At 72.2% G+C, this 26,807-nt stretch carries 28 protein-coding genes and 1 tRNA gene; 10 read left to right on the top strand and 19 right to left on the bottom strand.

From position 1 onward, the window contains the following. Positions 1–77 precede the first annotated feature (77 nt). Genes folD through purN form a run of 3 tightly spaced genes read right to left on the bottom strand, consistent with a single transcriptional unit; the run spans position 78 to position 3,245 of the window. On the bottom strand, positions 78–953 hold the full coding sequence (gene folD / locus WEB03_RS15140; RefSeq protein ID WP_368071751.1) for a bifunctional methylenetetrahydrofolate dehydrogenase/methenyltetrahydrofolate cyclohydrolase FolD: 876 nt from the start codon (positions 951–953) through the stop codon (positions 78–80). A gap of 46 nt (positions 954–999) precedes the next feature. Then, a complete protein-coding gene (gene purH / locus WEB03_RS15135; RefSeq protein WP_368071750.1) occupies positions 1,000–2,565 on the bottom strand; it encodes a bifunctional phosphoribosylaminoimidazolecarboxamide formyltransferase/IMP cyclohydrolase in 1,566 nt (521 codons plus the stop codon). Between the two features lie 53 nt (positions 2,566–2,618). After that, on the bottom strand, positions 2,619–3,245 hold the full coding sequence (gene purN / locus WEB03_RS15130; protein ID WP_368071749.1) for a phosphoribosylglycinamide formyltransferase: 627 nt from the start codon (positions 3,243–3,245) through the stop codon (positions 2,619–2,621). Positions 3,246–3,505: 260 nt separating this feature from the next. Between purN and WEB03_RS15125 the strand changes: the two genes are divergently transcribed. Continuing rightward, positions 3,506–4,039, top strand: a complete 534-nt coding sequence (locus WEB03_RS15125) for a hypothetical protein (protein ID WP_368071748.1) — start codon at positions 3,506–3,508, stop codon at positions 4,037–4,039. 9 nt (positions 4,040–4,048) lie between these two features. Here WEB03_RS15125 and WEB03_RS15120 read toward each other — a convergent pair whose 3' ends face one another. Together WEB03_RS15120 and WEB03_RS15115 are read right to left on the bottom strand one after the other, a co-directional pair. Next, a complete protein-coding gene (locus WEB03_RS15120) occupies positions 4,049–4,294 on the bottom strand; it encodes a hypothetical protein (RefSeq protein ID WP_368071747.1) in 246 nt (81 codons plus the stop codon). A 91-nt stretch (positions 4,295–4,385) separates the two neighbouring features. After that, on the bottom strand, positions 4,386–5,984 hold the full coding sequence (locus tag WEB03_RS15115) for a gamma-glutamyltransferase family protein (RefSeq protein ID WP_368071746.1): 1,599 nt from the start codon (positions 5,982–5,984) through the stop codon (positions 4,386–4,388). 175 nt (positions 5,985–6,159) lie between these two features. Here WEB03_RS15115 and WEB03_RS15110 point away from each other — a divergent pair, with 175 nt between their 5' ends. The 4 genes from WEB03_RS15110 to WEB03_RS15095 all read left to right on the top strand — a co-directional run bounded on the left by WEB03_RS15110 (position 6,160) and on the right by WEB03_RS15095 (position 9,569). Then, positions 6,160–6,900 (top strand): amino acid ABC transporter ATP-binding protein, encoded by a 741-nt coding sequence (locus WEB03_RS15110; protein WP_368071745.1) that lies wholly within the window; start codon positions 6,160–6,162, stop codon positions 6,898–6,900. A 99-nt stretch (positions 6,901–6,999) separates the two neighbouring features. Then, positions 7,000–7,902 carry a glutamate ABC transporter substrate-binding protein gene (locus WEB03_RS15105; protein WP_368071744.1) on the top strand — a complete coding sequence of 301 codons (903 nt, stop codon included), beginning with the start codon at positions 7,000–7,002 and terminating at the stop codon, positions 7,900–7,902. A gap of 78 nt (positions 7,903–7,980) precedes the next feature. Next, positions 7,981–8,634, top strand: coding sequence for an amino acid ABC transporter permease (locus WEB03_RS15100; protein ID WP_368071743.1), 654 nt, complete (start codon positions 7,981–7,983; stop codon positions 8,632–8,634). Then, on the top strand, positions 8,631–9,569 hold the full coding sequence (locus WEB03_RS15095; RefSeq protein WP_368071742.1) for an amino acid ABC transporter permease: 939 nt from the start codon (positions 8,631–8,633) through the stop codon (positions 9,567–9,569). The genes WEB03_RS15100 and WEB03_RS15095 overlap by 4 nt, the downstream gene beginning before the upstream one ends. A 22-nt stretch (positions 9,570–9,591) precedes the next feature. On the opposite strand, the gene WEB03_RS15090 is transcribed toward WEB03_RS15095, so the two are convergent. Continuing rightward, positions 9,592–10,947, bottom strand: coding sequence for a flavin monoamine oxidase family protein (locus tag WEB03_RS15090; protein WP_368071741.1), 1,356 nt, complete (start codon positions 10,945–10,947; stop codon positions 9,592–9,594). Between the two features lie 569 nt (positions 10,948–11,516). Between WEB03_RS15090 and WEB03_RS15085 the strand changes: the two genes are divergently transcribed. Then, positions 11,517–11,598, top strand: a tRNA-Leu gene (locus tag WEB03_RS15085). Positions 11,599–11,623: 25 nt separating this feature from the next. Then, entirely contained in the window at positions 11,624–11,971 is a 348-nt protein-coding gene (locus WEB03_RS15080) for a DUF952 domain-containing protein (RefSeq protein ID WP_368071740.1), read from the top strand. 27 nt (positions 11,972–11,998) lie between these two features. Here the strand turns inward: WEB03_RS15080 and WEB03_RS15075 are convergent, their stop codons facing one another. The 4 genes from WEB03_RS15075 to WEB03_RS15060 are packed head-to-tail and all read right to left on the bottom strand — an operon-like array spanning position 11,999 to position 15,507. Next, positions 11,999–13,450 carry an NAD(P)H-hydrate epimerase gene (locus WEB03_RS15075; RefSeq protein ID WP_368071739.1) on the bottom strand — a complete coding sequence of 484 codons (1,452 nt, stop codon included), beginning with the start codon at positions 13,448–13,450 and terminating at the stop codon, positions 11,999–12,001. A gap of 55 nt (positions 13,451–13,505) precedes the next feature. After that, complete coding sequence (locus tag WEB03_RS15070) at positions 13,506–14,432, bottom strand: exopolyphosphatase (RefSeq protein ID WP_368071738.1); 927 nt, start codon at positions 14,430–14,432, stop codon at positions 13,506–13,508. After that, on the bottom strand, positions 14,429–15,124 hold the full coding sequence (locus tag WEB03_RS15065; protein WP_368071737.1) for a DUF501 domain-containing protein: 696 nt from the start codon (positions 15,122–15,124) through the stop codon (positions 14,429–14,431). Before WEB03_RS15065 ends, WEB03_RS15070 begins: the two co-directional genes overlap by 4 nt. Beyond that, entirely contained in the window at positions 15,121–15,507 is a 387-nt protein-coding gene (locus tag WEB03_RS15060) for a S1 RNA-binding domain-containing protein (protein WP_368071736.1), read from the bottom strand. The genes WEB03_RS15065 and WEB03_RS15060 overlap by 4 nt, the downstream gene beginning before the upstream one ends. Before the next feature lie 434 nt (positions 15,508–15,941). On the opposite strand from WEB03_RS15060, the gene WEB03_RS15055 reads away from it, so the two are divergent. Then, positions 15,942–17,063 carry a ferritin-like domain-containing protein gene (locus WEB03_RS15055; protein WP_368071735.1) on the top strand — a complete coding sequence of 374 codons (1,122 nt, stop codon included), beginning with the start codon at positions 15,942–15,944 and terminating at the stop codon, positions 17,061–17,063. Between the two features lie 17 nt (positions 17,064–17,080). Here the strand turns inward: WEB03_RS15055 and WEB03_RS15050 are convergent, their stop codons facing one another. The 5 genes from WEB03_RS15050 to WEB03_RS15030 form a co-directional block, all read right to left on the bottom strand. After that, positions 17,081–17,542 carry a septum formation initiator family protein gene (locus WEB03_RS15050; RefSeq protein WP_368071734.1) on the bottom strand — a complete coding sequence of 154 codons (462 nt, stop codon included), beginning with the start codon at positions 17,540–17,542 and terminating at the stop codon, positions 17,081–17,083. Between the two features lie 50 nt (positions 17,543–17,592). Beyond that, entirely contained in the window at positions 17,593–18,885 is a 1,293-nt protein-coding gene (gene eno, locus WEB03_RS15045; RefSeq protein ID WP_368071733.1) for a phosphopyruvate hydratase, read from the bottom strand. A 104-nt stretch (positions 18,886–18,989) separates the two neighbouring features. After that, positions 18,990–19,412 (bottom strand): hypothetical protein, encoded by a 423-nt coding sequence (locus WEB03_RS15040; protein WP_368071732.1) that lies wholly within the window; start codon positions 19,410–19,412, stop codon positions 18,990–18,992. An 87-nt stretch (positions 19,413–19,499) separates the two neighbouring features. Beyond that, positions 19,500–20,711 carry a nucleoside triphosphate pyrophosphohydrolase gene (gene mazG, locus WEB03_RS15035; RefSeq protein WP_368071731.1) on the bottom strand — a complete coding sequence of 404 codons (1,212 nt, stop codon included), beginning with the start codon at positions 20,709–20,711 and terminating at the stop codon, positions 19,500–19,502. Beyond that, positions 20,708–21,799: a peptidylprolyl isomerase gene (locus tag WEB03_RS15030; RefSeq protein WP_368071730.1), complete on the bottom strand. Its 1,092-nt coding sequence runs from the start codon at positions 21,797–21,799 to the stop codon at positions 20,708–20,710. Before WEB03_RS15030 ends, mazG begins: the two co-directional genes overlap by 4 nt. Before the next feature lie 236 nt (positions 21,800–22,035). On the opposite strand from WEB03_RS15030, the gene WEB03_RS15025 reads away from it, so the two are divergent. Next, complete coding sequence (locus tag WEB03_RS15025) at positions 22,036–22,458, top strand: Fur family transcriptional regulator (RefSeq protein WP_368071729.1); 423 nt, start codon at positions 22,036–22,038, stop codon at positions 22,456–22,458. Positions 22,459–22,484: 26 nt separating this feature from the next. On the opposite strand, the gene WEB03_RS15020 is transcribed toward WEB03_RS15025, so the two are convergent. Continuing rightward, entirely contained in the window at positions 22,485–23,342 is an 858-nt protein-coding gene (locus tag WEB03_RS15020; protein ID WP_368071728.1) for a metal ABC transporter permease, read from the bottom strand. Positions 23,343–23,419: 77 nt separating this feature from the next. Beyond that, a complete protein-coding gene (locus WEB03_RS15015; protein ID WP_368071727.1) occupies positions 23,420–24,514 on the bottom strand; it encodes a metal ABC transporter solute-binding protein, Zn/Mn family in 1,095 nt (364 codons plus the stop codon). Positions 24,515–24,608: 94 nt separating this feature from the next. On the opposite strand from WEB03_RS15015, the gene WEB03_RS15010 reads away from it, so the two are divergent. Continuing rightward, entirely contained in the window at positions 24,609–25,409 is an 801-nt protein-coding gene (locus WEB03_RS15010) for a metal ABC transporter ATP-binding protein (protein WP_368071726.1), read from the top strand. 9 nt (positions 25,410–25,418) lie between these two features. Here the strand turns inward: WEB03_RS15010 and WEB03_RS15005 are convergent, their stop codons facing one another. After that, a complete protein-coding gene (locus WEB03_RS15005) occupies positions 25,419–26,372 on the bottom strand; it encodes a hypothetical protein (RefSeq protein WP_368071725.1) in 954 nt (317 codons plus the stop codon). A gap of 67 nt (positions 26,373–26,439) precedes the next feature. Further along, complete coding sequence (locus tag WEB03_RS15000) at positions 26,440–26,805, bottom strand: HIT domain-containing protein (RefSeq protein WP_368071724.1); 366 nt, start codon at positions 26,803–26,805, stop codon at positions 26,440–26,442. Positions 26,806–26,807: the final 2 nt, after the last annotated feature.

Below are 26,807 nucleotides of genomic sequence, written 5' to 3'. Positions count from 1 at the left end.
GACCGTAGGGCGGCGGTGCGACCCCGACCAGCGCCCCGCGCGACCGGCGAGCGTCCGGGGACCGTCAGCCGCGCGCTCTACTCCGGCGCTTCGAGCCCGCGGCGACGCCGCGCGGCGGTCAGCGTGTTCTGGAGCAGCATCGTGCGGGTCATCGGACCGACACCGCCGGGCACCGGCGTGATCGCCCCCGCCACCTCCGCCACGGCCTCGAAATCGACGTCGCCGACCAGCGACCCGTCGTCGGCGCGGTTGGTCCCGACGTCGATGACGGTGGCACCCGGCCGCACCATGTCCGCGGTGACGAGGCCCGCTCGACCGACCGCAGCCACCAGCACGTCCGCTGTCCGACACACGGCCGCGAGGTCGCGGGTCCGGGAGTGTGCGAGCGTCACCGTCGCGTCGCGCCCCTTCAGGGTCAGCATGTTCGCCAACGGACGGCCGACGAGGTTCGACCGCCCGATGACCACGACGTTCGCACCGACCGTGTCGACGCCGGCGTGCGCGAGCAGCTCGAGGACCCCGTACGGCGTGCAGGACAGGAACGTCGGGTCACCGATCGCGAGCCGGCCCGCCGTGTACGGGTTCAGCGCGTCGACGTCCTTGTCCGGCGAGATCAGCTCCTGGATCCGACGCTCGTCGAGGTGGTCGGGGAGCGGCAGCTGGACCAGGATGCCGTCGATCTCGTCGGCGGCGTTCAGCTCCTCGACCAGGGCGTCGAGGTCCGCCTGCGAGGTGTCCGCCGGCAGCTCCACCATCCGGGAGGCGATCCCGACCTCCATGCAGTCGCGGTGCTTCATCCCGACGTAGATGCGGGACGCGGGGTCGTCGCCGACCAGCACGGCGGCCAGCCCGGGGATCACGTCGTCGTCCGCCCGCATCCGCGTCACCTCGTCGGCGATGCGGCCCCGTAGCTGGCGGGCCAGCTCCTTGCCATCGATCAGGTCGGCGGTCATCGGGGCTCCTCCGAGCGGGTGGGTCTGGACTCGTGCCGGAGCGGTGCTAGTGGCGGAAGTGGCGCCGGCCTGTGAAGACCATGGCGATGCCGTGCTCGTCGGCGGCGGCGATGACCTCGTCGTCGCGGACCGAGCCACCCGGCTGGACGATGGCGCGCACCCCGGCGGCGGCAGCAGCATCCGGACCGTCACGGAAGGGGAAGAACGCGTCGCTGGCGAGCACGGACCCGGTGTGCCGGTCACCCGACCGCTCGACGGCGAGACGGACCGAGTCGACCCGGCTCATCTGCCCGGCGCCGCACCCCACCAGCTGGCCGTCGTGGACAAGGACGATCGCGTTGGACTTGGTGTGCTTGGCCGCGGTCCACGCGAAGTGCAGGTCGGCCATCGTGTCCTCGTCCGGCTCGACGGCGCCGGCGACCCGCCACTCGTTCCACGGCTCGGCACCGACGTCGAGGTCCTGGACCAGCAAGCCGCCCGACACGCTGCGCAGCTGACGACCCGTGCGGGGACGTGACGCGTCCATCATGGCCAGGATGCGAAGGTTCTTCTTGGTCCGCAGGACCTCGAGCGCCTCCGGTTCGAACCCCGGGGCGATGACGACCTCGGTGAACACCTCGACGATCCGCTCGGCCGTCGCCGCGTCGATCCGGCGGTTGGCGGCGACGATGCCACCGAACGCGCTGACCGGGTCGCCCTCGAGCGCGCGGAGGTAGGCGTCCTCGATGCTCGCCGCGATCGCGTACCCGGCCGGGTTGGTGTGTTTGATGATCGCCACACACGGATCGTCGAGGTCGACAGCCATGTTCCAGGCGGCGTCGGTGTCGAGGATGTTGTTGTAGGACAGCTCCTTACCGTGGAGCTGCTCGGCATCCGCGATCCCCGCGGCCGCGAGCGATCCGGTCTCGTTCACCGGCAGCGGGATCCGGTACAGGGCCGCCCCCTGGTGCGGGTTCTCGCCGTACCGCAGGCTCGACACCTTCGGCAGCGCGAGACCGAGCTGGTCCGGGAAGGGTTCGTCACGTTGGAACCAGGCCGCGACCATCGTGTCGTACGCGGCGGTGTGCTGGAACGCTTTGGTCGCGAGCTGTCGGCGGGTCGCGGCCGCCACCCCACCGTGCTCGTCGAGCTCGGCCAGCACGCCGTCGTAGTCGGTCGGATCGACGAGCACCGTGACCGAACCGTGGTTCTTGGCCGCAGCCCGGATCATGGTCGGCCCGCCGATGTCGATCATCTCGATGACGTCGTCGGCGCCGGCGCCCGACCGCACGGTCTCCTCGAACGGGTAGAGGTTGACCACGACCAGGTCGATGGCGTCGACCTCGAGCTCCGCGAGCTCCGCCACGTGGGCGGGGTCGGTGCGATCGGCGAGGATCCCCGCGTGGACCCGGGGGTGGAGGGTCTTGACCCGACCGTCGAAGCACTCGGGGAACCCGGTGACCTCGGCCACCTCGGTGACCGGGACGCCGGACTCCCGGATGGTCGCCGCGGTCGAACCGGTCGACACGATCGTGATCCCGCGGTCGTGCAGGGCGGCAGCGAGGTCGGCGACGCCCGCCTTGTCGAAGCAGCTGACGAGCGCGCGACGGACGGGGGTTGCGGCGTCGCTCACGGGTGGCTCCTCGGGCGGGGGCGCGGGTCGCGCCGGGCGGGTAGGTCGGCGGATCAGGTGGGGCGCACGCGCACGTGGCGGCCGGCCACCTCGAGCCGCCCCTGGCACAGCAGCTTGACGCAGGCCGGCAGCAGCTCGTGTTCGACGTGCTTGATGCGCTCGTGCAGGGAGGTCTCGTCGTCGTCCTCACGGACCTCGACCGCCCGCTGGGCGATGATCGGACCGTGGTCGACCTCCTCGTCGACGAGGTGGACCGTCGACCCGGTCAGACGCACCCCGTGTTCCAGCGCGTCGCGCACCGCGTGAGCACCGCGGAAGGCGGGCAGGATCGATGGGTGGGTGTTGATGACCCGGTCGGGCCACCCGCTGAGGAAGGCCCCCGACAGGATCCGCATGAAGCCGGCGAGGACCACCGCATCCGGCCGGTGCTCCTCGATCCGCCGGCGCAGGGTCGTCTCCCAAGCCGCACGGTCCGGGTGGTCGGCCAGCGGTTCCACGACCGTGGCGATCCCCGCGTCGTCCGCGCGCTGGAGGCCGCCGGCATCGGGGCGGTCCGATGCGACGACCACCACCTCGCCCCCGAAGTCCGGGTCCTGCGCGACGGCCGACAGCAGCGCGGCGAGGTTCGTCCCCGACCCCGACACCAGCACGGCCAGCCGCATCGGCGCGGACGGCGACACGGGCGCTCCTGACGATGGACAGCGGACGGGTCCGGCGGCGATCGGAGCGAGGCACGGACCGCGGTGGCTGGACGGCGGCGGAGCCTACCGCCCGGACGTCGCTCGCCCACCTCGGAGCCGGAGCCGTGCGCCCGTCCGCGAACGCCCGCCGGCGCCTGGACACCACGAGGTGGACGACACCGCGGAAGCACGACGTAGGGTGCGCGGCGGTCGCCGCCGGGGTCGCGGTGACCGGACCTGGTGCGGAGGAGGGTACGAACGTGCGCCCTCACCACCATCCCGTCCTGGCCTCGCTCGGCCGCGGTTCTGGCGTCGCCGGGGCGGTGGCGGCGCTCGCCGGGGTGTTGGCGGTCGTCGCACTCGCCCTGCCGTGGCACGAGGCGACGGCGGAGCTGGCCATGCTGGGGGTCGCCGAGGACCGCGCCGTCGCCACCATCCCCGGGTGGTCGACCGTGGCCGGGTGGGTGGCAGCCGTGTCCGGCGCCGTCGCGGTCGGGCTGGGCGTGGCGCTCGCGATCGACCGGCACCCCGGGTGGACCCGACCGTGCCTGCTCGCCGCGACCGCCGCGCTGGTCGTTTCCGGGCTCGTGGCACAGCTGCGCCGTCCGACGCTCGAGCGGTTCCCGGACGGTGCCGGCGCCGTCGCGGAACTACGCGCTGTCGCCGGCGACCTGCCCCGCGGTGTGGAGCTGACGCTCGCCGTGCGACCCGGGCCGGCGGCTGTCGCGGCCCTGGTGGCCGGCCTGACGCTCCTGGTCGCCGTGGCCGCAGCCCGCGATCTCGACCAGCGCTGAGGTCACCCGCTACGAGCGCCCCTGCTCGGGAGGACCGTCACCGTCCAGGACCTGGCGTGCCAGCGCCCGGGCGTCTTCGAGTCGCGTCGCATCGACGTAGAGGCGGGTCCCCCAGTCGCCGAGGAAGAGCGTCCGGCCCCACCGCCCGCTCTGCTTGAACCACCACACGATGCCAGCCTCCTCGAGCAGTCCCGCGATGCGGTCCGCGTTCTCGTCGGTGAACTGGCCGAGCTCGACGGTGCGGATATCCGACACGGGAGGCTCCGATGGCGTGTGCGAGCCGACGGTACCGAGGAGGTACCGGAGTGTTCCGGCTGGCCGGTCAGCAGCCTGGCTGGAGCCCGACTCACCAGCCGGTGACCGCGCCCTCGCAGCGAGGGTCGCTGCCGCCCTCGTACCCGTCGGCGGTCACCCGCAGGGCGTGGGCGTGCCCGCTGAGGTGCTCGAACGGACCGATGTCCCGGACCTCGTGACCGCGCTCACGCAGACCGTCCGTGACGGCTCGCGGCGCACGGGATTCGACGGCCACGCTGCCATCGCCGACGTCGACGGTGAACCGAGGCGCGTCGATACCGGTCTGGAGGTCCTGCCCAGCATCGATCCACCGCCGCAGCAGCTGGGCGTGGATCTGCGCCTGGCCGTCACCACCCATCGTGCCGAACACGAGGTCGGGAGCGTCCTCGTCCGTGACGGTCATGCCGGGGATCAGGGTGTGCATCGGCCGGATCCCGGGCGCCACGACGTTCGGCTCGTCGGGCGGTCCCTCGAGGCGCAGGTGCGCACCCCGGTCGTGGAGGCCGAAGCCGTAGCTCGGCACGACGACCCCGGAACCGAAGCCCACGAAGTTGGACTGGATCAACGACACCACCAGACCGTCGGCGTCACCGGCGCAGAGGTAGGCCGTGCCGCCGGGTGAGGGCCGCACGAGCTCGATGGGCGCGGCCCGGTCCCCGATCTCGCCGTGCAACGCATCGAGCCGCGACGGGTCGAGCAGTGCAGCCTCGGTGGTCCGCATGGCCCGCGGGTCGCCGAGGTGGTGCTGCCGGTCGCGCAGGGCGAGTCGGACCGCCTCGACCTCGTCGTGCCAGGCACGTCCGGCCTCGCGGTCGGTGTCGTCGGCCGGCCGCGGTGCACACCGGTCGAGGATGCCGAGCGCGGTCAGCGCCGTGACGCCCTGCGTCGGCGCCGGCAGCTCGAGGACCGTCCGGTCACGGAACCGGCCGCGGAGCGGTGCGACCTCCTCGACCCCGTGGTCGGCGAGGTCCGCGGCGGTCATCGTCGAGCCGTGGGCCTGGAGCACCTCGACGATCCGCTCGCCGATCGGGCCGCGGTACACGGCATCCGGACCGTCCTCGGCCACGATCCGCAGCGTCCGGGCCAGCTCAGGTTGGACGAACCGCCGGCCTGCCCGCATCACCCCGTAGGTGGTCTCCCACCCGGGCTGCTCGGCGAGGACCGGGCGGGCACGGTCGACGTGCACCTGGGCGTGGGACGAGACGGGGAACCCGTCCTCCGCCAGCGCCACCGCTGCCGACGCCACGTCACCGAACGAGCGGGAGCCCCAGCGGTCGAGCAGGTGCGCCCACCCCGCCACCGCGCCCGGGACGGTCACCGGCAGCGCACCGAACGTCGGCATCCCGTCGGTCCCGGGCAACCGGACGACGCTGCCGTGCCCGGCCTCGATGGCGCGACGCAGCGCGGTCGGCGTCGCACCGCCGGGCATCGCCCCCACCGACAGGACGCCGGTGGCCGCACCGTCGTGCACGATCGCCAGGAGATCGCCGCCGACACCGCAGTGGTACGGGGTCACGACCGCCAGCACCAGGTTGGCGGCGACCGCGGCATCGACGGCGTTCCCGCCCGAGGCAAGGACCCGGGCCCCGGCCGACGAGGCGAGGTGGTGCGGGGACGCGACCGCCCCGCGTGGGAACCAGCGGCTCGACACAACGTGCTCCAGTCCGTCGATGGTCGCGGCAGGAGCCGAGGCTAGGGCGAGGGCGCCGGGAGCCGACGAAGCTGGACGCTGGAGTGCCGCCGAGCACGCGGGTTCCGTTCCTCCGACCGCGGTAGGAGGTCCGCTGCTAGCGTCGCCTGATGGTCCCACCCGCTCGGAGGTGCACGTGACGCAACCGTTGGTCGCCGTCGAGGGCGTGGACAAGTGGTTCGGTGATCTGCACGTGCTGCAGGACATCAACCTCGAGGTCGCGCCGCAGGAGGTCGTCGTCGTCATCGGGCCGTCCGGGTCCGGCAAGTCGACGCTGTGTCGCACGATCAACCGGCTCGAACCGGTCGACGAGGGCCGCATCCTGATCGATGGCGAGCCCCTCCCCGCCGAGGGCAAGGCGCTCGCCACCCTCCGCGCCGACGTCGGCATGGTGTTCCAGTCCTTCAACCTGTTCGCGCACAAGTCCATCCTCGAGAACGTCACGCTCGGCCCGATCAAGGTCCGCGGCAAGAGCAAGACCGACGCCAAGGCCCGCGGGATGGAACTGCTCGAGCGGGTGGGCATCGCCAACCAGGCCGACAAGATGCCGGCGCAGCTGTCCGGTGGGCAGCAACAGCGTGTGGCGATCGCCCGGGCCTTGGCGATGGACCCGAAGGTGATGCTCTTCGACGAGCCCACCTCGGCGCTCGACCCCGAGATGATCTCCGAGGTCCTCGACGTGATGCTCGAGCTGGCCTCCGAGGGCACCACCATGATCGTCGTGACCCACGAGATGGGGTTCGCCAAGTCCGCCGCGAGGCGCGTGGTGTTCATGGACGAGGGCCGGATCGTCGAGACCGCGACCCCGGACCGGTTCTTCAACGATCCGCAGACCGAACGGGCCCAGGACTTCCTCTCGAAGATCCTGTCCCACTAGATCCTGTCCCACGAACTGTCCCAGGCTCGGCGGCACGGGGGCGCCGAGCACCGAGAACCACCAACGTCGTGGAGAACCGCGACGAGACGGAGGAAACAGATGCGCACCTTCACCAAGCACCGACGGCTCATCGCCGCCGCTGCGTCGCTCGCGCTGCTGGCCACGGCCTGCGGCGATGACGGCGGCGACGATGGCGCGGAGGACGGCGGCGACGCCGAGGCGACCGCCGAGGAGGGCGAGTTCGAGGAGGGCTCGACCATGGCCGCCATCCAGGAGGCCGACGTGCTCCGGGTCGGCGTGAAGTACGACCAGCCGCTGTTCGGCGTCCAGACCCCTGGCGGGGTCGAGGGCTTCGACGCCGAGATCGCCCGCCTCATCGCGGAGGGCATCTGGGGCGAGGGCGGCGCCGACAACGTCGAGTTCCAGGAGGCCGTGTCCGCGAACCGCGAACCGTTCCTCCAGCAGGACACCGTCGACATCGTGGTGGCGACCTACACCATCAACGACGAGCGCAAGGAGCTCGTCGGCTTCGCGGGTCCGTACTACGAGGCCGGCCAGGACATCATGGTCGCCAAGGGCAACCCCGAGGGCATCGGCGGCGTCGAGGACCTGACGGGCAAGACCATCTGCTCGGTCGAGGGTTCGACCTCGCTCGACAACATCAACGAGATGGTCGAGGACCCCGAAGAGGTCATCGCGCTCGACACCTACTCAGCCTGCGCCGAGGAGCTCGCCCAGGGCCGCGTCCAGGCCGTCTCGACCGACAACGTGATCCTCATCGGTCTGATCGATGAGCGTCCGGACGACTTCGAGCTCGTCGACAACCCGTTCACCGAGGAGCCCTACGGCATCGGCGTCCAGCTCGAGGCCGAGGACTTCCGCGACTGGATCAACGACCGTCTCGAGCAGCTCTACGAGTCCGGCGAGTGGGAAGCCGCGTGGGACGCGACCGCAGGTGTGGTCGTCCCGGCCCCCGAGCCGCCGGCCGTCGACCGCTACTGAGCACCACCTCGTTCCGGGGCGCCGCACCTGCCGCGCCCCGGAACGGCGCTGGAACGACGCACATCGAGGAGGTGAGCCGTGGCCCTGTTCGAACTCGCGAGCGACAACGCCGATCTCCTGGTCGCGCTCACCCTCGAGACGTTGCGCCTCGCGGTGCTGTCCTACGCGCTGGCGTTCGTCATCGGCGTGGTCATCGCCGGCATGCGGCTGTCCCCCGTCCCGGTGCTGCAACGGGCCGGGTCGCTCTACACCTCGTTCTACCGCAACCTGCCGCTCCTGGTCCTCGCCATCCTCTTCTGGGTCGGTGGCGGCCGGGCCGGGTGGCCCTTCGGTCGTACCGACACCGTGATCCTGGTGCTCGGCATGTACACCGGCGCTTACATCGCTGAAGCGTTGCGGTCGGGGGTCAACGCGGTGCCGCTCGGCCAGGCCGAGGCCGCCCGAGCGATCGGTCTGGGCTTCACGGGCGTGGTCGGCCGCGTCGTCCTGCCGCAGGCCATCCGCACGGTCGTCCCACCGCTCGGCAACCTCTGGATCGCCAACCTCAAGAACACCTCGGTGTTCCTGGTCATCGGTATCAACGAGCTGACCCGCGGCGCTCGGAACATCGGTCAGGCGAACGCGGACTTCCCGTCCGCCTTCCTCGTGATCGGCTTCATCTACATCGTGCTGGTCTACGGCTCTGCCCAGCTGTTCAAGCTGATCGAACGTCGCGTGGAGATCGCCCGATGAGCGCCTCCGTCCTGACCGAGGAGCTCGGCCCGCGTGGCCGCGCTCGGGTGCGCTACGCCACGATCGCCGCCTCGATCGTCCTGGCCGCCTTCGTCGGGATGATCCTGTACCGGCTGTACGCCGAGGGGCAGTTCGCGCCGCGGTTGTGGTCCCAGTTCGTCGACTTCGACGCCGGCTGGCCGAGCTTCCTGGTCGCCGGGTTGTGGGACACGTTGCGCGCCGCCGTGGCCGTGATGGTCCTGGCCTCGATCATCGGCCTGTTCCTCGCGCTGGTGCGTCTCTCGCCGAGCCGCCCGTTCCGGTTCCTGGCGGGGCTCGTCATCGACGTCTTCCGCGGCCCACCGGTGCTGCTGTTCATCTACTTCTCGTTCTTCGCGTTGCCGCAGTTGCTGCCCGCCGGGCTCGGGAACACGATCTCGCGCAACGCCCTGTACGCGCTGATCATCGGCCTGACGCTCTACCACATGGCCGTCCTGGCCGAGGTCTTCCGGGCCGGCATCCTCTCGCTCGACCGTGGTCAGCGTGAAGCCGCCCTCGGGGTGGGGATGACCGAGGGCAAGGCCATGCGCCTGGTGATCCTGCCGCAGGCGCTCCGGCGGATGATCCCGACGATCGTGGCGCAGTTGGCCACGATCACCAAGGACACCTCGCTCGGGTTCATCATCGGGTTGTCCAGCGACCTCACCGGCCGCGGACGGGCGTTCGCGCAGGGCTCACCGATCAACGACCTGCAGACCTGGGTCGGCGTCGGGGTCCTGTACTTCATCATCATCTGGGGGCTCTCGCGCCTCGCGCGACGGCTCGAGGTCGTGCAGCGCGCCAAGCTCGGTGCCGGCGCGATCGACGTCGCGGGTGAGGCCGATCTCGGCGCTCTGGCCGAGGCTGCGGAGGAGGACGTGGCGCGCGCCGCACAGGGCGACGCCACGAAGGGCTGACCTCGCTGCCACGTGTGGCTGGTCAGTCCGTCCGGAGCGAGCGCAGGACGGCTGCTGCGGTCTCCTCGCCGCTGCGGACCGCGCCCTCGAGGTACCCGGTCCACGCCGTGGCGTGCTCGGTCCCGGCCCAGTGGATGCGGCCGACAGGTCGGCGGAGAGCGGGGCCGAGCTGGGTCCACACCCCGGGCGGCAGGTGGCCGCCGTAGCAGCCACGTGAGTACGGCTCGGTCGTCCAGTCGCGCTCGACCACCGCCACCGGGTGAGCCGCAGCCGGGCCGATCATCCCCGCCAGCCTCGCGGCCACGGCGGCGTGACGCTCCTCGGCCGGCGCGGGTCCCCAGCGCAGCGCGTCGACGCCCTCGATGAAGGCGAGCAGCACGCCGCACGACCCGTCCGGCGGCGAGTTGTCGAAGACCACCTGGGTCACCGGGCCGTCGGAGAGCGCCTGGCCGGACAGGCCATCCTCGCGCCACCACGGCCGGTCGTAGACCAGGTGCAGCTTGATGACCGCTCCCATCGGTACCCGCTGGGTCAGCAGGTCGCGGTCGGCCGGGAGCGCAGGGTGGTAGGCGATCCGGCCCGCCAGGGTGGGAGGCAGGGCGACGACCACCTGGCGTCCCCGGAGGCGCTCGCCGTCGACGCTCTCGACGTCGACCCCCCGGTCATCGGTGTGGATGGCTCGGACGGGTGTGTCGAGCCTCACCGACGGGTCGAGCTGATCCGCCAACAGTTCGGCGATGCGCGCCGTTCCGCCGACGACCCGGTCCTGCTGCGCTCCGCCGGTGGTGTCGATCAACGTCTCGACCGAACCGGCCTGCCGCACGTAGGTGAGCACGTGCAGCAGCGACAGGTTCGCCGCTTCGGTCGCGAACACCGCGCGGGCGAACAGCCGCCAGAACGAGCGTGCCGCGCGGGTCGGGTGCCGCGCGACCCAGGTCTCGAACGTCCGGGCATCGAGGTGCTGCGCGTGCCGAGCGGTCCAGGGTGCAGCCGGGTCGACGCGGCCCGCCTGGCGGTGGAGGCGGGCCATCGAGGCCGCGAGATCGGCGAGCCCGAAGCCGCCGAGCGGCGGCGTGTCTCCGGTGAAGGTGCGTCGGTCGCCGCCGAACTCGAGGACGTGCTCGCCCTCGTCGTAGGTCGGGAACGTCGACAGCCCGAGCTCCTCGAGCAGCGCGTACATCCGCGTCTGTCCCGGCCCGATCCACTGGCCCCCGAGCTCGATCGGCTGGCCGTCGGGGAGCCGTCCATGCTCGGTCCGACCGCCGACCCGGTCGCGTGCCTCGACCACCTGCACGCTGACACCGGCCGCGGCGAGCCGGCGGGCGCACACGAGTCCCGACAGCCCCGCGCCCACCACCACGACGTCGACGCTGTTCACCGACGCCTCCCGCTCGTTGGGCCGGCAGCGTAGACGCCCGCGTCCGCGGTGGTTGCCCTCAGAGCCACGGCCGTCGCGTGCGTCGGTGTCGCACCCGCGACCTACGGTCGACCTCGTCGACATCCATCACCGGGGGCGGTGAGGAGCCGCCCGCGTGGGAGCGCGCCGCTACACCGACCAGCAGTTCCGCGACGCCGTCGCCGACCCCGAGGTCCGGACCATCGCCGACCTCTGCCGAGCCCTCGGCATCGTCCCGAGAGGCGGCAGTTACGAGGTGGTTCGCAGGGCCGCCGACCGTCTCGGCGTCGCGGTTCCACCCGTCCGCCAGCGTGTCGCGTCCGTCCCGATCGACGACGTTCACCTCCGGACAGCCGTCGAGGGCAGCAGATCGATGGCAGCTGTGCTCCGCGAGCTGGGACTTCCGGATGCAGGGGGGACGCGGGCCCGGGTCGCAGGAGCCATGACGAGGCTGGGTCTCGACACCTCGCACCACACCGGCCAAGCGTGGAGCCGAGGGCAGCCGGTCGACTCGACCTCCTGACGCGAGCTGACGTACTGTTGAACCGAACGCGGACGTGGCGCAGCGGCGACGCAGGGTCCTTAAAAGACCTGGAGCTTCGGCTCTTGTGGGTTCGAATCCCACCGTCCGCACGAGTCCACATCGAGCGAAGCCCACGTGCTCGTCGAGCAGCCGGTCACGCCGATCCTGCACATCGCGGTCGCCACCGAGTGGGAGGCCGCGGGGTCGAGCTACGCGCCACCGGCGTTCACCGAGGACGGGTTCGTGCACTGCTCGGCGCCGCACCAGATCGCCACGGTGGCCGACGCGCGGTTCGCCGGTCGTGAGGACCTGGTCGTGCTCACCATCGACTCGACCCGGCTGACGGCGCCGGTGGTGTGGGAGGACCTGGCCGACGAGGGGCAGCAGTTCCCGCACGTCTACGGCCCGATCGACCGCACTGCGGTGCTCGAAGCGCGGCCCTACCGGCCTGGCCCCGACGGTCGCTTCCCGCGGCCGCTCTGACCAGCCGGCGTCGAGCGAGACCGGAGCTCAGGCCGGCGGCACCTCGCCCTGGTCCGGGGTCCCGGCATCGGTCGCCCGGTCCTCCGCGGTCAACCGCACCAGCGGCCCCCCACCGAACTCGATCGGCGGTTCGGCCCCGACCGACCGCCACGCGGCCGGCGGGATGCCGAGGTCGGCGAGGTAGAGGTCGCCCACGTAGGGCGCCACGATGCGCGGCGTGAGACCCACGGTCGGCGCGCCGAAGGCGACCGTCACGTCCGCCGTGACGCAGGCGCCTCGGAGCCCGACGTCGGCGCCCATCCCCGACGGCAGGTCGAGCGCGACGACCGCGACGTCGTGCCGCCGCAACCACGTGACGACCCGGGCCGGGAGGTCACGCAGCGGCGGCTCGCCGCCGATGCCGAGCAGGGCGTCAACGACGACCTCACCCGGTGGCCGGTCGTCCCCGAGCTCCTCGGCAACGACGCGCACGACGTCCACACCGGCGTCCTCGAGCACCCGCGCCGCGTCCGGCGAACGTGGTTCACCGACGAGCAGCACCTCGACGTGCGCCCCGGCGGTGCACAGCAGACGTGCCGCGACCATGCCCGCCCACCCGTTCGACGACGGGCCCGCGAGCACCGTCACGGACCGGTCCGTGAGCGACCCCACGAGCAGACGTCGGACGGCGTGCGCGGCGCCGCGGCCCGCCTGCTCGGCTCGGGCCGCGGCGTCCACGCCACGCTCGTCGAGCCACGCGCGGACGCCGCGAGCCTGCTGCTGCGTGACGTGCGTCACCTCGCCTTGGGGCACCGACGGCAGGTCCCCGTCGAGCCGTGCGCGACGCTCCCACGCCGGCACCTGCTCCCACGGCCTGGCGGCGAGGTCCTCGCCGAGGTCCGCCGGACCGAGCCCGTCGTTCCACCCCGGTAGCGCGGTGTCCAGCAGCAGCGCGAGCACGATCGCTGTCGCGCCCCACAGCAGGTCGTCCTCGAGCTGCCAGGCCCACGCCGACCCCTCGAGCGAGAGCGGGGTGTGACGCCACCGGTCCCGGTCGAGCAGCTGGGTGAGCGGCACGTGGAGGACCTCGTCGACCTCCCACGGGTTCTCGATGAGCTCGTGGCGTTCGTTCCAGCGGGCCAGCACCGGGACGACCCAGAACCGGGACGGCGGGATGTAGAAGGTCGGGCCGCGACCGACGACCTCGACGGTGTCCGGCCGAAGGGCGACCTCCTCCTCGGCTTCGCGGACCGCCGCCTGCTCGATGCTCTCGTCGGCGTCCAGCCGACCGCCGGGGAAGGACAGCTGCCCCGGGTGCGAACGCATATCCCGCCGGCGGCGCGTCAGCACCACGGTGGGACCGTCGGAGGTGTCCTCGATCAGCACCAGCACCGCGCCGACCCGTGCCTCCGGCGGCGGAGTGCTGAGCTCGCTCGGGACGCCCGCGAGCGCGGTCCGCAGCGTCGGCCAGAAGACCTCGGGGGCCAACCGTTCGTCCACGTCGCGTCCTACGGGCAGCGGTGATGGCGCGCTCGCGCCGGTCGGATGACGCTAGTCAACCCAGCGAGGCGACCGCGCCGTCCAGGCCGTCGGCCTCGCTGACCACCAGCTCGGCCAGTGCGTAGCGCTGGAGCACCGCCGCAAGCACCAGCGCCCCACCGTGGAGCACATCCTCGCGGCCGGCCTGGACCGGTCCGAGCGCGGCGCGCTGCGCCGAGGTGCGCCCGACCAGGTCCTCGGTCAGCGCAACGAGCGCTGCGGTCGGGATGCGCGTGCCGTGGATCGCTTCCTCGTGGTACTCGTCCAACCCGAGGTGGAGCGCGGCGAGTGTCGTGGCCGTCCCCGCCACACCGATGAGCGATCCGACCTCACCGAGGGACGCACCCTGGCGGCCGAGCGCCGCATCGGCCTCGTCGAGGCGGGCATCGATCTCCGCGACCGCCGCGCGGCGTTCATCGTCGGTCGCCGGGTCACCGTGGAGGTGACGTTCGGTGAGCCGGACGCAACCGAGCTGCAACGACACCGACCCGACGACGGCGCCGACCTCGTCGCCGACCACGAGTTCGGTCGAACCACCACCGACGTCGATGACCGCGGTCGGCGTAGCGACGTCGACCGCTCCGGCCGCACCCGCGAAGGCGAGCGCTGCCTCCTCGTCCCCGGAGAGCACCTCCGCATCGGCCCCGGCGACCGCGCGGACGCCCGTGAAGAAGGCGTCCCGGTTGCTCGCGTCCCGGACCGCCGAGGTGGCAGCGATCCGGACGGCCCGGTCGACCCCGTGCGACTCCCAGATCGCTCGGTAGCCCGCGATCGCGTCGACGGTCCGCTGCAGCGCGGCGGGGTCCAGCCTGCCGGTCGCGTCGACACCCTGGCCGAGCCGGGTGATCGTCAGCTCGCGGGTCAGCCTCGCCCCGTCGGCGTCGACCACCAACAACCGGACCGAGTTCGTGCCGACGTCGACCGCAGCACGCGGGCCCGTCACGGACCGTCCTCCGGCGACACGGCACCGTCGATGTCGGCTGGGTCCACGCACGGCCCGTGGCACCGCACCGGGGCCGCCGCGTCCACGGTCCACGCACCGACGACGTTGTCGCCGGTGGCGAGGTGGTGGGCAGCGTGCACGTGGAGACACTTGACGTAGCCCGGCATCCCCCCGGCTCCGGGGTCACCCTCGAGCTGGCCTCCGAGGTCATCGCGGAAGCCGACGTAGCGCTCGTGCGCGGCGGCGTACTCCCCCGCGAACTCGCCGTCGTCCTGCAGTCGGTCGTTGAGCCCGACCATCGACTGGTCGGCCTCGAGCGTGCCGATGGCGCTGCGCAGCGCCGGACACGACAGCCAGAAGGTGGTGGGGAACGGCGTGCCGTCCTCGAGCTTCGGCGCCACGCGCACCACCGTCGGCAGATCCCAGCGGCACCGGTGTACCACCGCGGGCTGGCCGCGGGCTGGCCGCCCGAGCTGGGCGGTCACGACCGCACGCTCGCGCGCATCGACCGTCGATCCCGCGGCTGCCCGGGCGTACGAGGCAGCCGGGTCGCGGTGGACCGCGTCGTCCGCTCGGGGATCGTCCGGGTGCGGGACGCGACCCGGCGCTGCGGGCCGGATCACCGGACGGCGACGCGCGGTCGTCGCGCCGGGGCCCCGAGCGTCGACGTCCGGGGTCCCTTCAGCGGTCACGAATCGACGCGACCGCGCTTCTGCCGGCGAGCCTCACCCTGGATCATCTGGGACTTGTGCATGAAGCGGCGCAGCCGCTTGTTGAAGTCCTTGTCGAGCTTCGACCGCAGGTTGACGGACTCCTCGTCCTGCCAGTCCGGGTCGGCGCGCTTGATCGAGAGGTCGACCTTGCCGTCCTCCTTGATGTCGAGGACCTTGACGTCGACCTCGTCACCCTCGGCCAGCTCGGCGTAGATGTTCTCGACGAACTCGGTGGAGACCTCGGAGACGTGCACCAGACCGGTGACGGTGGTGCCCTCCTCGGTGGTCACCTCGACGAACGCGCCGTACTCCTCGAGCCGTACGACCTTGCCCTTGACGATCTGTCCCTGCAGTGCGATCAACTCCCTGTGGGCCGTCTGGTGCGCGCGCGGCACCGTGGGACCCCGTCGTGGCCACCGGAGCAGCCGAGCTTCTTCGGACTGTGACCCGCCTGACGGGAAGCGAGGCGGGGCGCGCGGAGCGGTCGAAGGACCACCCGAGGTGCTGATCGGCGCCCAACCGGCGGGCAGCGACGCCCACCACGGTACGGAGCCGCCCCCGGCACGGCAACACCGCGCCACCGGCCCGACGGGCGGAGGGCCGGCACCCGCGGGCGCTCCGGGCTCGTGTCCGGGTGCCCAGGGGGCTCACGGCGCGCGGCGCGCGGTGCGCGGTGCGCGTGACGGTCCCTGCGGCCACCGGAGAGGTGGTTGCCCACGGTGTTACGTGTAGCGTTCAGTTGTGCCACGCGTCCGGCGGGAGCCCGGCCGTGCCGTCCCGACAGCAGGAGCGCTGCGTGCAGACCCACACCTACACCGTGCCGGTCGAGGAGACCGGGTGGCACATCCCCGGTGTCGAGTCGACCGTGGCCTTCACCTGGGACTACCAGGCGGGGCGCGAGCGCATGCTGAACCTGTACCAGAAGGGCAAGGACAAGCAGTGGGACTCGGTGCACCGCATCGACTGGTCCCACGACCCCGACCCGACCGACCAGAGCGTCGTCCCCGACGAGGTCGTGCCGATCTTCGGCTCCCCCACCTGGGACCGGCTGTCACGCGCCGAGAAGGACGAGGTCCGCCTCCACTACATGGCCTGGACCAACTCGCAGTTCCTCCACGGCGAACAGGGCGCGCTCGTCTGCTCGGCCAAGATCGTCAGCACCGTTCCCGACATCGACAGCAAGTTCTACGCCGCGACGCAGACGATGGACGAAGCCCGCCACGTCGAGACCTACTCTCGGTTCCTGCACGAGAAGCTGCAGCTCGCCTACCCGATCAACGACTCGCTCAAGAGCCTGCTGGATCAGACCATCACCGACGGGCGGTGGGACTTCACCTACCTCGGCATGCAGGTGATGATCGAGGGCGTGGCGCTCGCCGCGTTCTCGATGATCCGGGACTTCACCGGCGATCCGTTGACCAAGTCGATCAACGCCTACGTCATGCAGGACGAGGCTCGCCACATCGCCTTCGGCCGACTCGCCCTCAAGGACGCGTACGCCGACCTCACGGAGGCCGAACGGCAGGAGCGGGAGGAGTTCGTGGTCGAGGCGTCCTACCTCCTGCGCGACCGGTTCCTGGCCCGCGAGGTGTGGGACACGCTCGGGTTCGATGCGGACGAACTGTGTGCCTACGTCGACCGCCACCAGATGATGACCGAGTTCCGCAAGGCCCTCTTCAGCCGCGTGGTGCCGACGGTCAAGGACATCGGGCTGTGGGGCCCCAAGGTGCAGGCCGCCTACGAGGACATGGGCGTGCTGCAGTTCCAGGACCTCGACGTCGAGGAGCTGTCCGAGAGCGACGAGCGCATCGCCGAGGAGGTCGAGGCGCTGGTGGCCGCCCGGAGCGAGGGCCGCCAGGCACCCGTCGACGGGTCACGCGGCGCGGAGATCGCCGCCACCATCGCCGCCGCCGAGTAGCTCCACGGACCTGTCGATCAGAACCAGCCGCGGACGGTGTCCCACGCTCGGGCGTACCAGGGCGCGGTCAGCTGGTCGGTCTCCGACCCGCGGGGCGCGGAGATGACGGGCCGGTCGACCTCCGGGGGCACCAGGGTGTAGGGCACCTCACCGGGTCGGATCATCCCCTGTTCCTCGCGGGCGAGGCGCTCGAGCTCGGCCGGGTCGGAGAGGTGCTCAGCGCGCCGCTCGAGCCGGGCGTTCTCCTCGTCGAGAGCAGCCGCCGTGACGCGCATCGCTTCGACGCGGGTCCGTCCGTCGGCGTAGCGCTCGAACGGGCCCGACAGCATCACGACGCCGAGGATGATCGAGACGACCAGCACGACGAGGAGCGGCCGCTGCCCCGACCGTGCATCGACCCACAACCCGCGGAGGCCGTGACCCGCCCGGGCGACACCGGACGCCGCGCGCTGCACCGGCGCCGGAGCGCGACGCGGCACGCGGTCGACCTTCGGCGCGTGCGCGTCCGGACGTCGGGGCGGGGTCCCGGTCACCCGCGTCGGGCCCGGGGGAAGGCGTCGACGCCGGCGTACCGCGCCGCGTCGCCGAGCTCCTCCTCGATGCGCAGGAGTTGGTTGTACTTGGCGACGCGGTCGGATCGCGCCGGTGCGCCGGTCTTGATCTGCCCGGCGTTCACCGCGACGGCGATGTCGGCGATGGTCGCGTCCTCGGTCTCGCCGGACCGGTGGCTGATCATGGTCGTCCAGCTCGCGCGGTGCGCGAGGGAGACCGCGTCGAAGGTCTCGGTCAGCGTGCCGATCTGGTTGACCTTCACCAGGACGCTGTTGGCCGCACGGAGCTCGATGCCCTTCGCGACGAACGCCGGGTTGGTGACGAGCAGGTCGTCGCCCACGATCTGGACCCGGTCACCGATGCGCTCGGTCAACAGCTGCCAACCATCCCAGTCGCCCTCGTCGAGCCCGTCCTCGATCGAGACGATGGGGTAACGACCGATCAGGTCCTCCCACAGGTCCACCATCTCACCCGAGGACAGGACACGGCCCTCCCCGTCGAGGTGGTAGGCGCCGTCGCGGAACAGCTCGCTGGTCGCCGGGTCGAGCGCGATCGCGAGGTCGTCCCCGGGCGTGAACCCGGCCGCCTCGATGGCCTCAACGAGCAGGTCGAGCGCGTCGGCGTTCGAGGGGAGGTTCGGCGCGAAGCCACCCTCGTCGCCGAGCCCGGTGGACAGGCCACGGTCGTGGAGGACGGTCTTGAGCCGGTGGTAGGTCTCGGTCCCCATCCGCAGCGCTTCGCTGAAGGTCGGGGCGCCGACGGGGACGATCATGAACTCCTGGAAGTCCACGTTCGAGTCCGCGTGGCTGCCGCCGTTGAGCACGTTCATGCACGGAGCGGGCAGGAGGTGGGCGTTCGGACCACCGAGGTAGGCGTAGAGCGGCAGACCGCACGCCTGCGCGGCCGCCCGAGCCACCGCCATCGACACGCCGAGCACGGCGTTCGCGCCGAGCGAGGCTTTGTTGTCGGTGCCGTCGAGCTGCAGCAGCAGGGAGTCGATGGCGCGCTGCTCGGTCGCGTCGTGGCCGAGCAGGGCGGGGGCGATGGTCTCGCGCACGTTCGCCACGGCGCGCTGGACGCCCTTGCCGAGGTAGCGGTCGCCACCGTCGCGCAGCTCGACCGCCTCGGACTCACCCGTGGACGCGCCGGAGGGGACCGCCGCGCGACCGAGCGAACCGTCGAGCAGGCCCACCTCGACCTCGACGGTCGGGTTGCCGCGGCTGTCGAGGATCTCGCGCGCACGCACGAGCTCGATGGTGGTGACGTCCACGGGGGGTCCTGACGGGGCGGGTGAACGCGCGCGACGGTACGACACACGCACACCGTTGACAACGACGCATCACACGGGCAACACGTACCCCACGGCTGGCGGCCCTACGGCAGCTGCCACACCCGACGGGCGATCCCGGCACCGACGGCGCCGCCGAGGGCGCCGAGGACGGCGTTCCGACCGCGGCGCTGACCGAGACCGAGGCCGAGCGCCAGACCGACCGCAGCCGCCCCCAGCACGACGACGGTGTCGACCGGGAACGGACGCTCGTCGCGGACCGCGGCGACCCCGACGGGCACGCCCGCATCCCAGGTGGCGACCGGGTCGTCGATGTCCCGCACCTCGTCGGGTCGCAGGTCCGGCGGGCGCACCGAGGTCGCCGGAGGGTCGGTCGGCGTGCCACCACCGAACCGATCGGCGGTGAGCTCCACCCCGCAGCGGGGGCACGGGGCCGGCGCTTCGGCCAGACCGACGATGAGCGCCCGCTTCAGGAACCGGCCGCACTCGGGGCACTGCTCAGGTGGCACGGGCTCGCCTCCGGGGTCGACGCTGCTCGCGCGGACGAGCCTAGCGATGGCGCTCGGTCCAGCGCGGTCCACGATCCGAGGCGGGCATCAGCTCTCGGGCGACCGGGCCCGTTCCCACAGCTCGAGCCACGTCGATCGGTCGAGGTCGGCGGGGTCGAGCTCCCGCTCGGCCGCGTCGCGCAACACCCGCTCGAACCGGGTGCGGAAGCGTCGAGCGGCTGCACGGGCCGCCTCGTCCGGATCGACCTCGAGCCGGCGGGCCAGAGCGACGACCGCACCGACGAGGTCGCCGACCTCGGCCGCGACGTGGTCGGGGTCGCCGGCTGCGGCAGCGGCCTCGACCTCGTCGAGCTCCTCACGGACCTTGGCGACCGGCCCCGCGAGATCGTCCCAGCGGAACCCCCACTTGGCCGCCTTGCGCTGGAGGGTCTCGAGCAGTACCAGACCGGGCAGCGCGTCCGGGACGCCGTCGAAGGGACCCTGGCGGCGCTTCTCGTCCTGCTTGAGTCGGTCCCAGTTCTCCTGGACCTCGGCGGCGGTCAGTCCACCGGCGCCGGGCGTGCTCGCTCCGCTCCGCGCCTCCGGCGACGCGGTGCCGTCGGCGAACACGTGCGGGTGGCGACGCTCCAGCTTGTCCGCGATACCGCGGGCCACGTCGTCGATGGTGAAGGCGCGCCGATCGGCGCCGACCTGCGCCTGGAACACCACCTGCAGCAGGACGTCGCCGAGCTCCTCGACCACGTCGACGTCGGTGCCGGTCTCGATGGCATCGACCAGCTCGTAGGTCTCCTCGATCAGGTACCGCACGAGCGTCGCGTGATCCTGTTCGAGGTCCCAGGGACAGCCGTCGTCCGGGTCGCGCAGGCGTCGCATGACGTCGACCAGGCGCAGGACCTCGACGCCGGCGGGCTGCTGGGCGAGGAAGACCAGCTCGACCTCGACCCCCGTGCCCTGGGACGCCGACCCGACCGCCACGGGCAGGCCGGGGTCGTCCGGGCCGAGCAGGTAGACGGCCCGCCCGTCGGTCCGGGCCCGCTGGACGAGCGCCTTCGCGAGCTTGCGATCGGTGGGATCGCCGGGGCGCGTCAGGTCGAGGTCGGCACGCTCGAGGGTGGCGGGCTCGAGCGCGACCAGGTCGATCCCCGCGAAGTGCAGGTGGGGCGCGGAGGGGTGGACATCGGGGTCGCGCAGCAGCACGACGTCAGCCGTGCCGAGCGCGTCCCACGCCTGGAAGGGCAGGAGCCCCGGCAGCCCAGCGTCGGTCTCGACGAGGACGACGGTGGGCGCGACCGGGGTCACTGGTCGGCCGTCTCGCCGTCCTCGGCAGGCGCTTGACCGGAGCCGTCCTCGGCGGGTACCTGGTCGGTGCCGTCCTCGCCGGGCAGCGGCGGTTCGCCGCCCTCACCGACCGCGGCGTCCGGGTCGATGACGCGACCCTGCTCGGAGTCCCACTCGCCGAGCCCAGCCGCGACGGACACGTCGGCGGCGGCGAACGCCTCCTCGTAGCGCGCGAGGAGCTCGGGGTTCTGCTCGTTCTGCTGCTCGAGCTGGGCGCGGAGCTGCTCCTCGGTCGCCTCGAACGACGGCGGGTCCTGGACGTCGAGCACCTCGATCACGTGGAACCCGAAGTCGGTCTGCACCGGTCCAAGCAGCTCACCTACCTCGCCGCTCGAGATGGCGTCGGCGAACTCCGGCACGTAGCGGCTGGCCGGCGCGACGCCGAGGTTGCCGCCGTCCTGTGCGGACCCGTCGGTCGACACGTCCGCGGCCACGTCGGCGAAGTCCTCGCCACCCTCGATGCGGTCGATCGCGTCCTGCGCCTCGTCCTCGGTCTCGACCAGGATGTGCCGGGAGTCGATCTGGGGCTCGGCGGTCTCCTCGTAGAGGGCCTGGACGTCGTCGTCGCTGATCTCCTCGGCGTAGAGCGCCGTGAGTGCCTCGCGGCGGGCGACGTCGGCCACGATCAGGTCGCGGTACTCCTCCTCGGTCAGGCCGATCGAGTCGAGGAACACCTCGAAGTCCGGGTCCTGCCCGGACATCTCCGCCTGCTCCTCGTAGAGCTCGACCTGCTCCTCGTAGGCGGTGTCGAGGTCCTCCTCGGACAGCTCGATGCCCTCCTCCTCCGCGAGCCCCTCGACGATCTCGATCGAGATCAGGGTGGAGAGGACGTTGCGCTGCACCTCGCCGGTGGCCGCGGCGAGCTCGTCACCGGTCGGCGCACCCTCACCGGACAGCTGCGAGGTGACGATCCGCTCGAGCAGCTCACGGCTGATGTCGCTGCCGTCGACGGTCGCCGCGCGGTTGCCGAGCGCACCTCCGGAGTCCCCGCACGCGGTCAACAGCACAGCAGCGAGGAGGGCCGCGATGGGCCGCAGGTAGGTGCGCACGGGACAGCTCCGGGAGGTCAGGGAGGCGGCACGAGGCCGCGGGGAGCGTCAGGCGTTCGGGCCCGACCGAGGTGGGGAGTGTAGTGAGCCCGGCTCCGGTCGATGTCCCCCGAGTCGGTGGGCCACACCCGCCCGTTCCCAGGCGTTCTCGGAACGGCTGGTACCGTGGCGGGACCGCACGATCCGCACCGGAACGGTGCCACGGACGCCTTGGGGGCCCCGCGTTGAGCAGGGACATGCACGCGACGGTCGACCAGCAGCTGCGACGGACGCGGCAGCGGTACACCAGCGGCCGACGTCAACTCGTCGACCTGCTCGCCGATACCGGCCGCCCCGTCACCATCCCGGAGCTGATCGACCTCGGAGCGCACCAGTCGCAGAGCTCGATCTACCGCAACCTCGCCATCCTCGAGCAGGCCGGTGCGGTCCGGCGTCTGACCTCGACCGACGACACGGGCCGGTTCGAGCTCGCCGAGGAGCTCTCCGAGCACCACCACCACCTCGTGTGCTCCTCCTGCGGAGGCATCGAGGACATCACGCTGCCGGACGCGGTCGAGGACGCCCTCCACGAGGCGGTGACGACGGCGCAGCGCGATCGGGACTTCTCGGTCGACGCCCACCACCTCGAGCTCGTGGGGACCTGCGGCGGTTGCGGCTGATCGGCTGCTGACGCGCCGTCGGGACGTCAGGCGGTCACCGGCCGCCGCGACACCCGCGCGCTCGCCAGGCGGTCCCGGATCTCCACCCCGGCCAGGACCACGAAGAAGGTGACGACCGCCAGCCCCGCGATCGTCGGCCCCGTCGCGGTCGCGGCGTGGTAGCTGACGACCAGGCCGAGCACCACGGCGAACGAGCCCACGAGCACCGCCACCCCCATCATCACCGGGACCCGGCGCGACACGAGCGCCGCGGTGGCGGGCGGGGCGACCAGGAGCGCGAAGACCAGCAGCGTGCCGACGGTGCGGAACGAGCTGATCACCACCCCGGCGATCAGCGCGAGCATGACGAAGTGCGACAGCGTCGGTCGCAGGCCGAGCGCCTGCGCCTTCACCCGGGAGAACGACAGCACGAGGAACGGCCGGTAGAGCAGGACGGTCGCGATCAGCGTCACGAGCGCCGCGACGCCCGCGATGCGCACGTCGGAGGGGCGCACACCGAGCGGCTCGCCGAACAGGATCGTCGTCAGGTCACCCGCGTAGGAGCCGCCCTTGCTGATGATGGCGACGCCGGCGGCGAGCATGCCGACGAACAGCAGCCCGATGGAGACGTCCTCACCGAGCCGGCTGCGCGCCGAGATGAGGGTGACACCACCGATCATGAGGGCCGCCGACACCGCACCCCCGAGCAGCAGGTTGCCCCCCGTGATGTAGGCCACGGCGATGCCCGGCAGGACGCCGTGCGCGAGCGCGTCCCCCATGAACGACATGCCGCGGAGCACGACCCAGGTGCCGATGAGGGAGCTGGCCACGACGGTGAAGAGCCCGGCGTAGAGGGTGTTGCGCAGGAACTCGAAGCCGAAGGGCTCGGTCAGCAGCTCGAGCACCGGCAACCTCCTGGTCGCTCGTCGCGTGCGGTGGACCAGCGCACGGTAGGCGCAGCCCGGCCGGCGAACGGCCCGGTTCACCCGGCCCGGGCCAACCGCGCCGCGATGGTCGTGCCGGTCTCACGCAGGAGACCGAGGTAGGAACCGGTCGGTGAGCCGGGCTCGCCGAGCGCGTCGGTCGCCACCTGCACGACCTCGACCTCGAGGTCGGAGCGGCCGATGACCTCGCTGGCGAGCTGCTCGGCAAGCCGGACCGAATCGGTGTTCTCGGCGAAGATCACCTCGATGCCCTCGGCTTCGACCGTGGCGACCAGCTCGGAGAAACCGCGGGGGTCGGCCTCGGCTTGGGTCGAAGACCCCGGGATGACGGTGCCGACGACCTCGAGGTCGTAGCGGGCTGCGAGGTACCCGAGCGAGTCGTGGTTGGTCACGATCACCCGGCGCTCGGTCGGCACGTCCGCGAACGCGGCGGCGAGCTCGGCATCGACCGCGCGGATCTCGGCGGCGTACGCGGCTCCGCGCGTCTCCCACTCGGCAGCGGCGACCTGGGGCGCGACCGTCGCGAGCTCGGCGGCCAACAGCTCCACCCCTGCAGCCATCCGCTCCGGATCGAACCAGACGTGCGGATCCTCGGGGCCGTGTGCGTCCGCGGCGTGGTCGTCCTCGTCGGCGTGGTCGTCCTCGTGCCCGTGCTCGTCCGCGTGCCCGTGCTCGTCCTCATCGTCGTGCGTGCCCGCCAGCTCGTACGCCAGCGGGTCGACCAGCGGCGCGAGCTCGAAGACCGGCACCCCTTCGTCCTCGGTCGCCTCCAGGGTCGACACCAGCGACTCCTCGAGCTGCAGACCGTTGGCGACCACGAGATCGGCCTCGCGCATCGTCGCGGCATCGCGAGCGCTCGGTGCGTACCCGTGCGGGTCCACCCCCGGGCCCATGAGCACCGTCACCGTCCCATCCTCCCCCACCAGCTGCTCGACCACGTCACCGAGGATCGAGGTGGTCGCCACGACGGTCACCGGCTCGACGTCGCTGACCGTCTCGACGGACGCCGCGACGTTCGGCTCCGGCTCGGTGCCGGTGCTGCACCCGCTCGCGACCAGGGCGAGCGCCGAGGTCGCAACGACGAAGCGTCCGGCGCAGCGGCAAGAGCGGGAGGAGCGGGAGGGACGATCCATGTCAGCGGTTCCATCGTCGGGTAACGTTCGGGGTCGGTCCCGAAGAGGTTATGGGAACCGTTCCTAGACCGCAACACGATGGAGGTGGCTCGGGATGGACGAGCGACCCACCGCTGCGCCCGCGGTCTCGTGCCGGAACCTGACCGTGGCCTACGGCGGTCACACCGCCCTGCGTGACCTCGACCTCGACCTGCCCGCCGGTCGTGTCACGGCCATCATCGGTCCGAACGGGTCGGGGAAGTCCACGTTGCTGGGCGTGCTGTCGGGGTTGGTCGACCCCGCCTCGGGCACGGTCGAGGTGCTCGGGCGGCGGCCCGCGGAGGTCCGGCGCCGCGTCGCCCACGTGCTCCAGACGACCACCGCGAACACGGCGGTCCCCCTGACGGTCCGCGAGACGGTCCGCATGGGCGCCTACGGCCACACCGGCTGGTTCCGACGCCTGGGTCGCGAGGACCGCGATGCGATCGAGGCGGCCATCGACCGTCTGCAGGTCGCGGACATCGCGGCGCGGCAGCTCGTGGAGCTGTCGGGCGGGCAGCGCCAGCGGGCCTACGTGGCGCAGGGGTTGGCCCAGCAGGCCGACGTCCTCCTGCTCGACGAACCGATCACGGGGCTCGACCTCGTCACCCAGGAGGTCATCGCCGATGTGGTGACCTCCGAGGCGGCCGCCGGTCGGACCGTGGTACTGACCACCCACGACGTCGGCACGGCCAGCCTCGCCGACCACGTCGTGCTGCTGAACACCACGCTCGTGGCGAGCGGTGCGGCCAGTGAGGTGCTGCGACCGGATGTCCTCGCGCGCGCCTACGGCGACCACGCCCACGTGCTCGGGGACGGGACCCTCGTCATCGACGAGGCCCACCACCACGACCACCGCCATCACGACCAGCTCTGAGCCGGGGCCTCAGGCAGGGTCGAGGCTGCTGACGAGGAACGCCCCGTCGAAGCCGCACCCGCCGTCGTCCTCGATCGGGACGAACCCGCCACCGAGCGCGACCTCGTCACCGAGGCTCGCCCGTGGCTCGCCCCGGTGGTCGTGGACCACGCCGTCCGCGGTGACGTACCAGCCGCGCGGCCACGCCAGCGGTTCCTCGAGGTCACCGGTCCCGAGCGCCAGACACCCCGTCGCCACGTCGCCGACCAGGGTGCCCGTCGCCAACGCGTCCATCCCCTGACACGTGCTGCCGCCGCCGGGGAGAGCGGTCGCGCCGTCGGGCACGTCACCGACCTCCTCGGCGCAGGGCGGGACCTCGACGACCAGGGCTGCGGAGGCGTCGAGGCCGAGCTCGTCGGCGACGGCGGTGCGCACCTGCTCGGGATCGCCGGTCTCGAGCGCGAAGGTCACGCGGTTGCGGACCGTGTCGACCCCACCGGAGGACGGCCCGTCGACGGCGCCGACCGCCACCTCGAGGATGCGCTGGAGCTGTGAGGTCGTCCACGCCCCGTGACGGCAGACGACCCGGTCCCGGTGTTCGTCGGGCACGGCGGCACGGACCTCGTCCACCGTCGCGTCCGGGTCGGGACCGACCGCGATGACCACCAGCTCTCCAGCGTCCTGGTCGAGGTACAGCCCGCCGGTCCGATCGGCGAGATCGCCCTCGACGAACTGGCTCGCCGCGCCGACCCACTCTCCCGCCAGGGCGGGGTCCGTGCCCTGCCCGAACGGATCCGGGTCGTCGGCGCCGAGCACCGGCGGGCAGTCCGGCGTGCCGAGCGCCAACTGGCTCCCGGCAGCGGCGCCGTCCATCGGAGCTTCGGCGTCAGGTGCTACCGCGTTCGGCTCGACGGTCGGAGCCGGTGGTCGGGCGCAGCTGGCGGCGAGGATGAGCAGGGCTGCGAGGGTCGCGATGGTGCGCACGTCGACTCCCGGTCGTGGCGGTCGAACGGTGGGACGTCGCCGTGCGTGTGCGGGTTCCCGGGTGCGCTCAGCTCTCGGTGGGCGGCTCACCGGTGTCGATGTGGCCGAGCTGGCGGCCGCCGAGCACGTGCAGGTGCAGGTGCGGGATCGCCTGGCCGCCGAGGGTCCCCACGTTGGTCGCGATGCGGTACCCGTCGGCGGTATCACCCTCCGCGGCGACCTTCCGAGCCAGACGGAACGCGGCGTTCAGCACGTCGGCGTGGTCGTCGGTCAGCTCGTGCGCCGACCCGAGGTGGGTCTCGGTGATCACCAGCGCGTGGAACGGCGCCCGGGGGAAGATGTCACGGATGGCCACGACACCGTCGTCACGGCCGAGCACCTCGGCGTCCTCGTCCCCCGCCACGATCCGACAGAACAGACAGTCGCTGGCCACGG

The sequence above is a fragment of the Nitriliruptor sp. genome, assembly GCF_040882075.1.
In the GTDB taxonomy this organism is placed as follows: domain Bacteria; phylum Actinomycetota; class Nitriliruptoria; order Nitriliruptorales; family Nitriliruptoraceae; genus Nitriliruptor.
This window is presented reverse-complemented; position numbering and strand designations above follow the sequence as displayed.

Coding starts and splice junctions, on each gene's coding strand:
- WEB03_RS15015 (WP_368071727.1), bottom strand. CDS start 24,514: ATGGATCGTCCCTCCCGCTCCTCCCGCTCTTGCCGCTGCGCCGGACGC.
- WEB03_RS15025 (WP_368071729.1), top strand. CDS start 22,036: ATGCACGCGACGGTCGACCAGCAGCTGCGACGGACGCGGCAGCGGTAC.
- WEB03_RS15095 (WP_368071742.1), top strand. CDS start 8,631: ATGAGCGCCTCCGTCCTGACCGAGGAGCTCGGCCCGCGTGGCCGCGCT.
- folD (WP_368071751.1), bottom strand. CDS start 953: ATGACCGCCGACCTGATCGATGGCAAGGAGCTGGCCCGCCAGCTACGG.
- WEB03_RS15105 (WP_368071744.1), top strand. CDS start 7,000: ATGCGCACCTTCACCAAGCACCGACGGCTCATCGCCGCCGCTGCGTCG.
- WEB03_RS15010 (WP_368071726.1), top strand. CDS start 24,609: ATGGACGAGCGACCCACCGCTGCGCCCGCGGTCTCGTGCCGGAACCTG.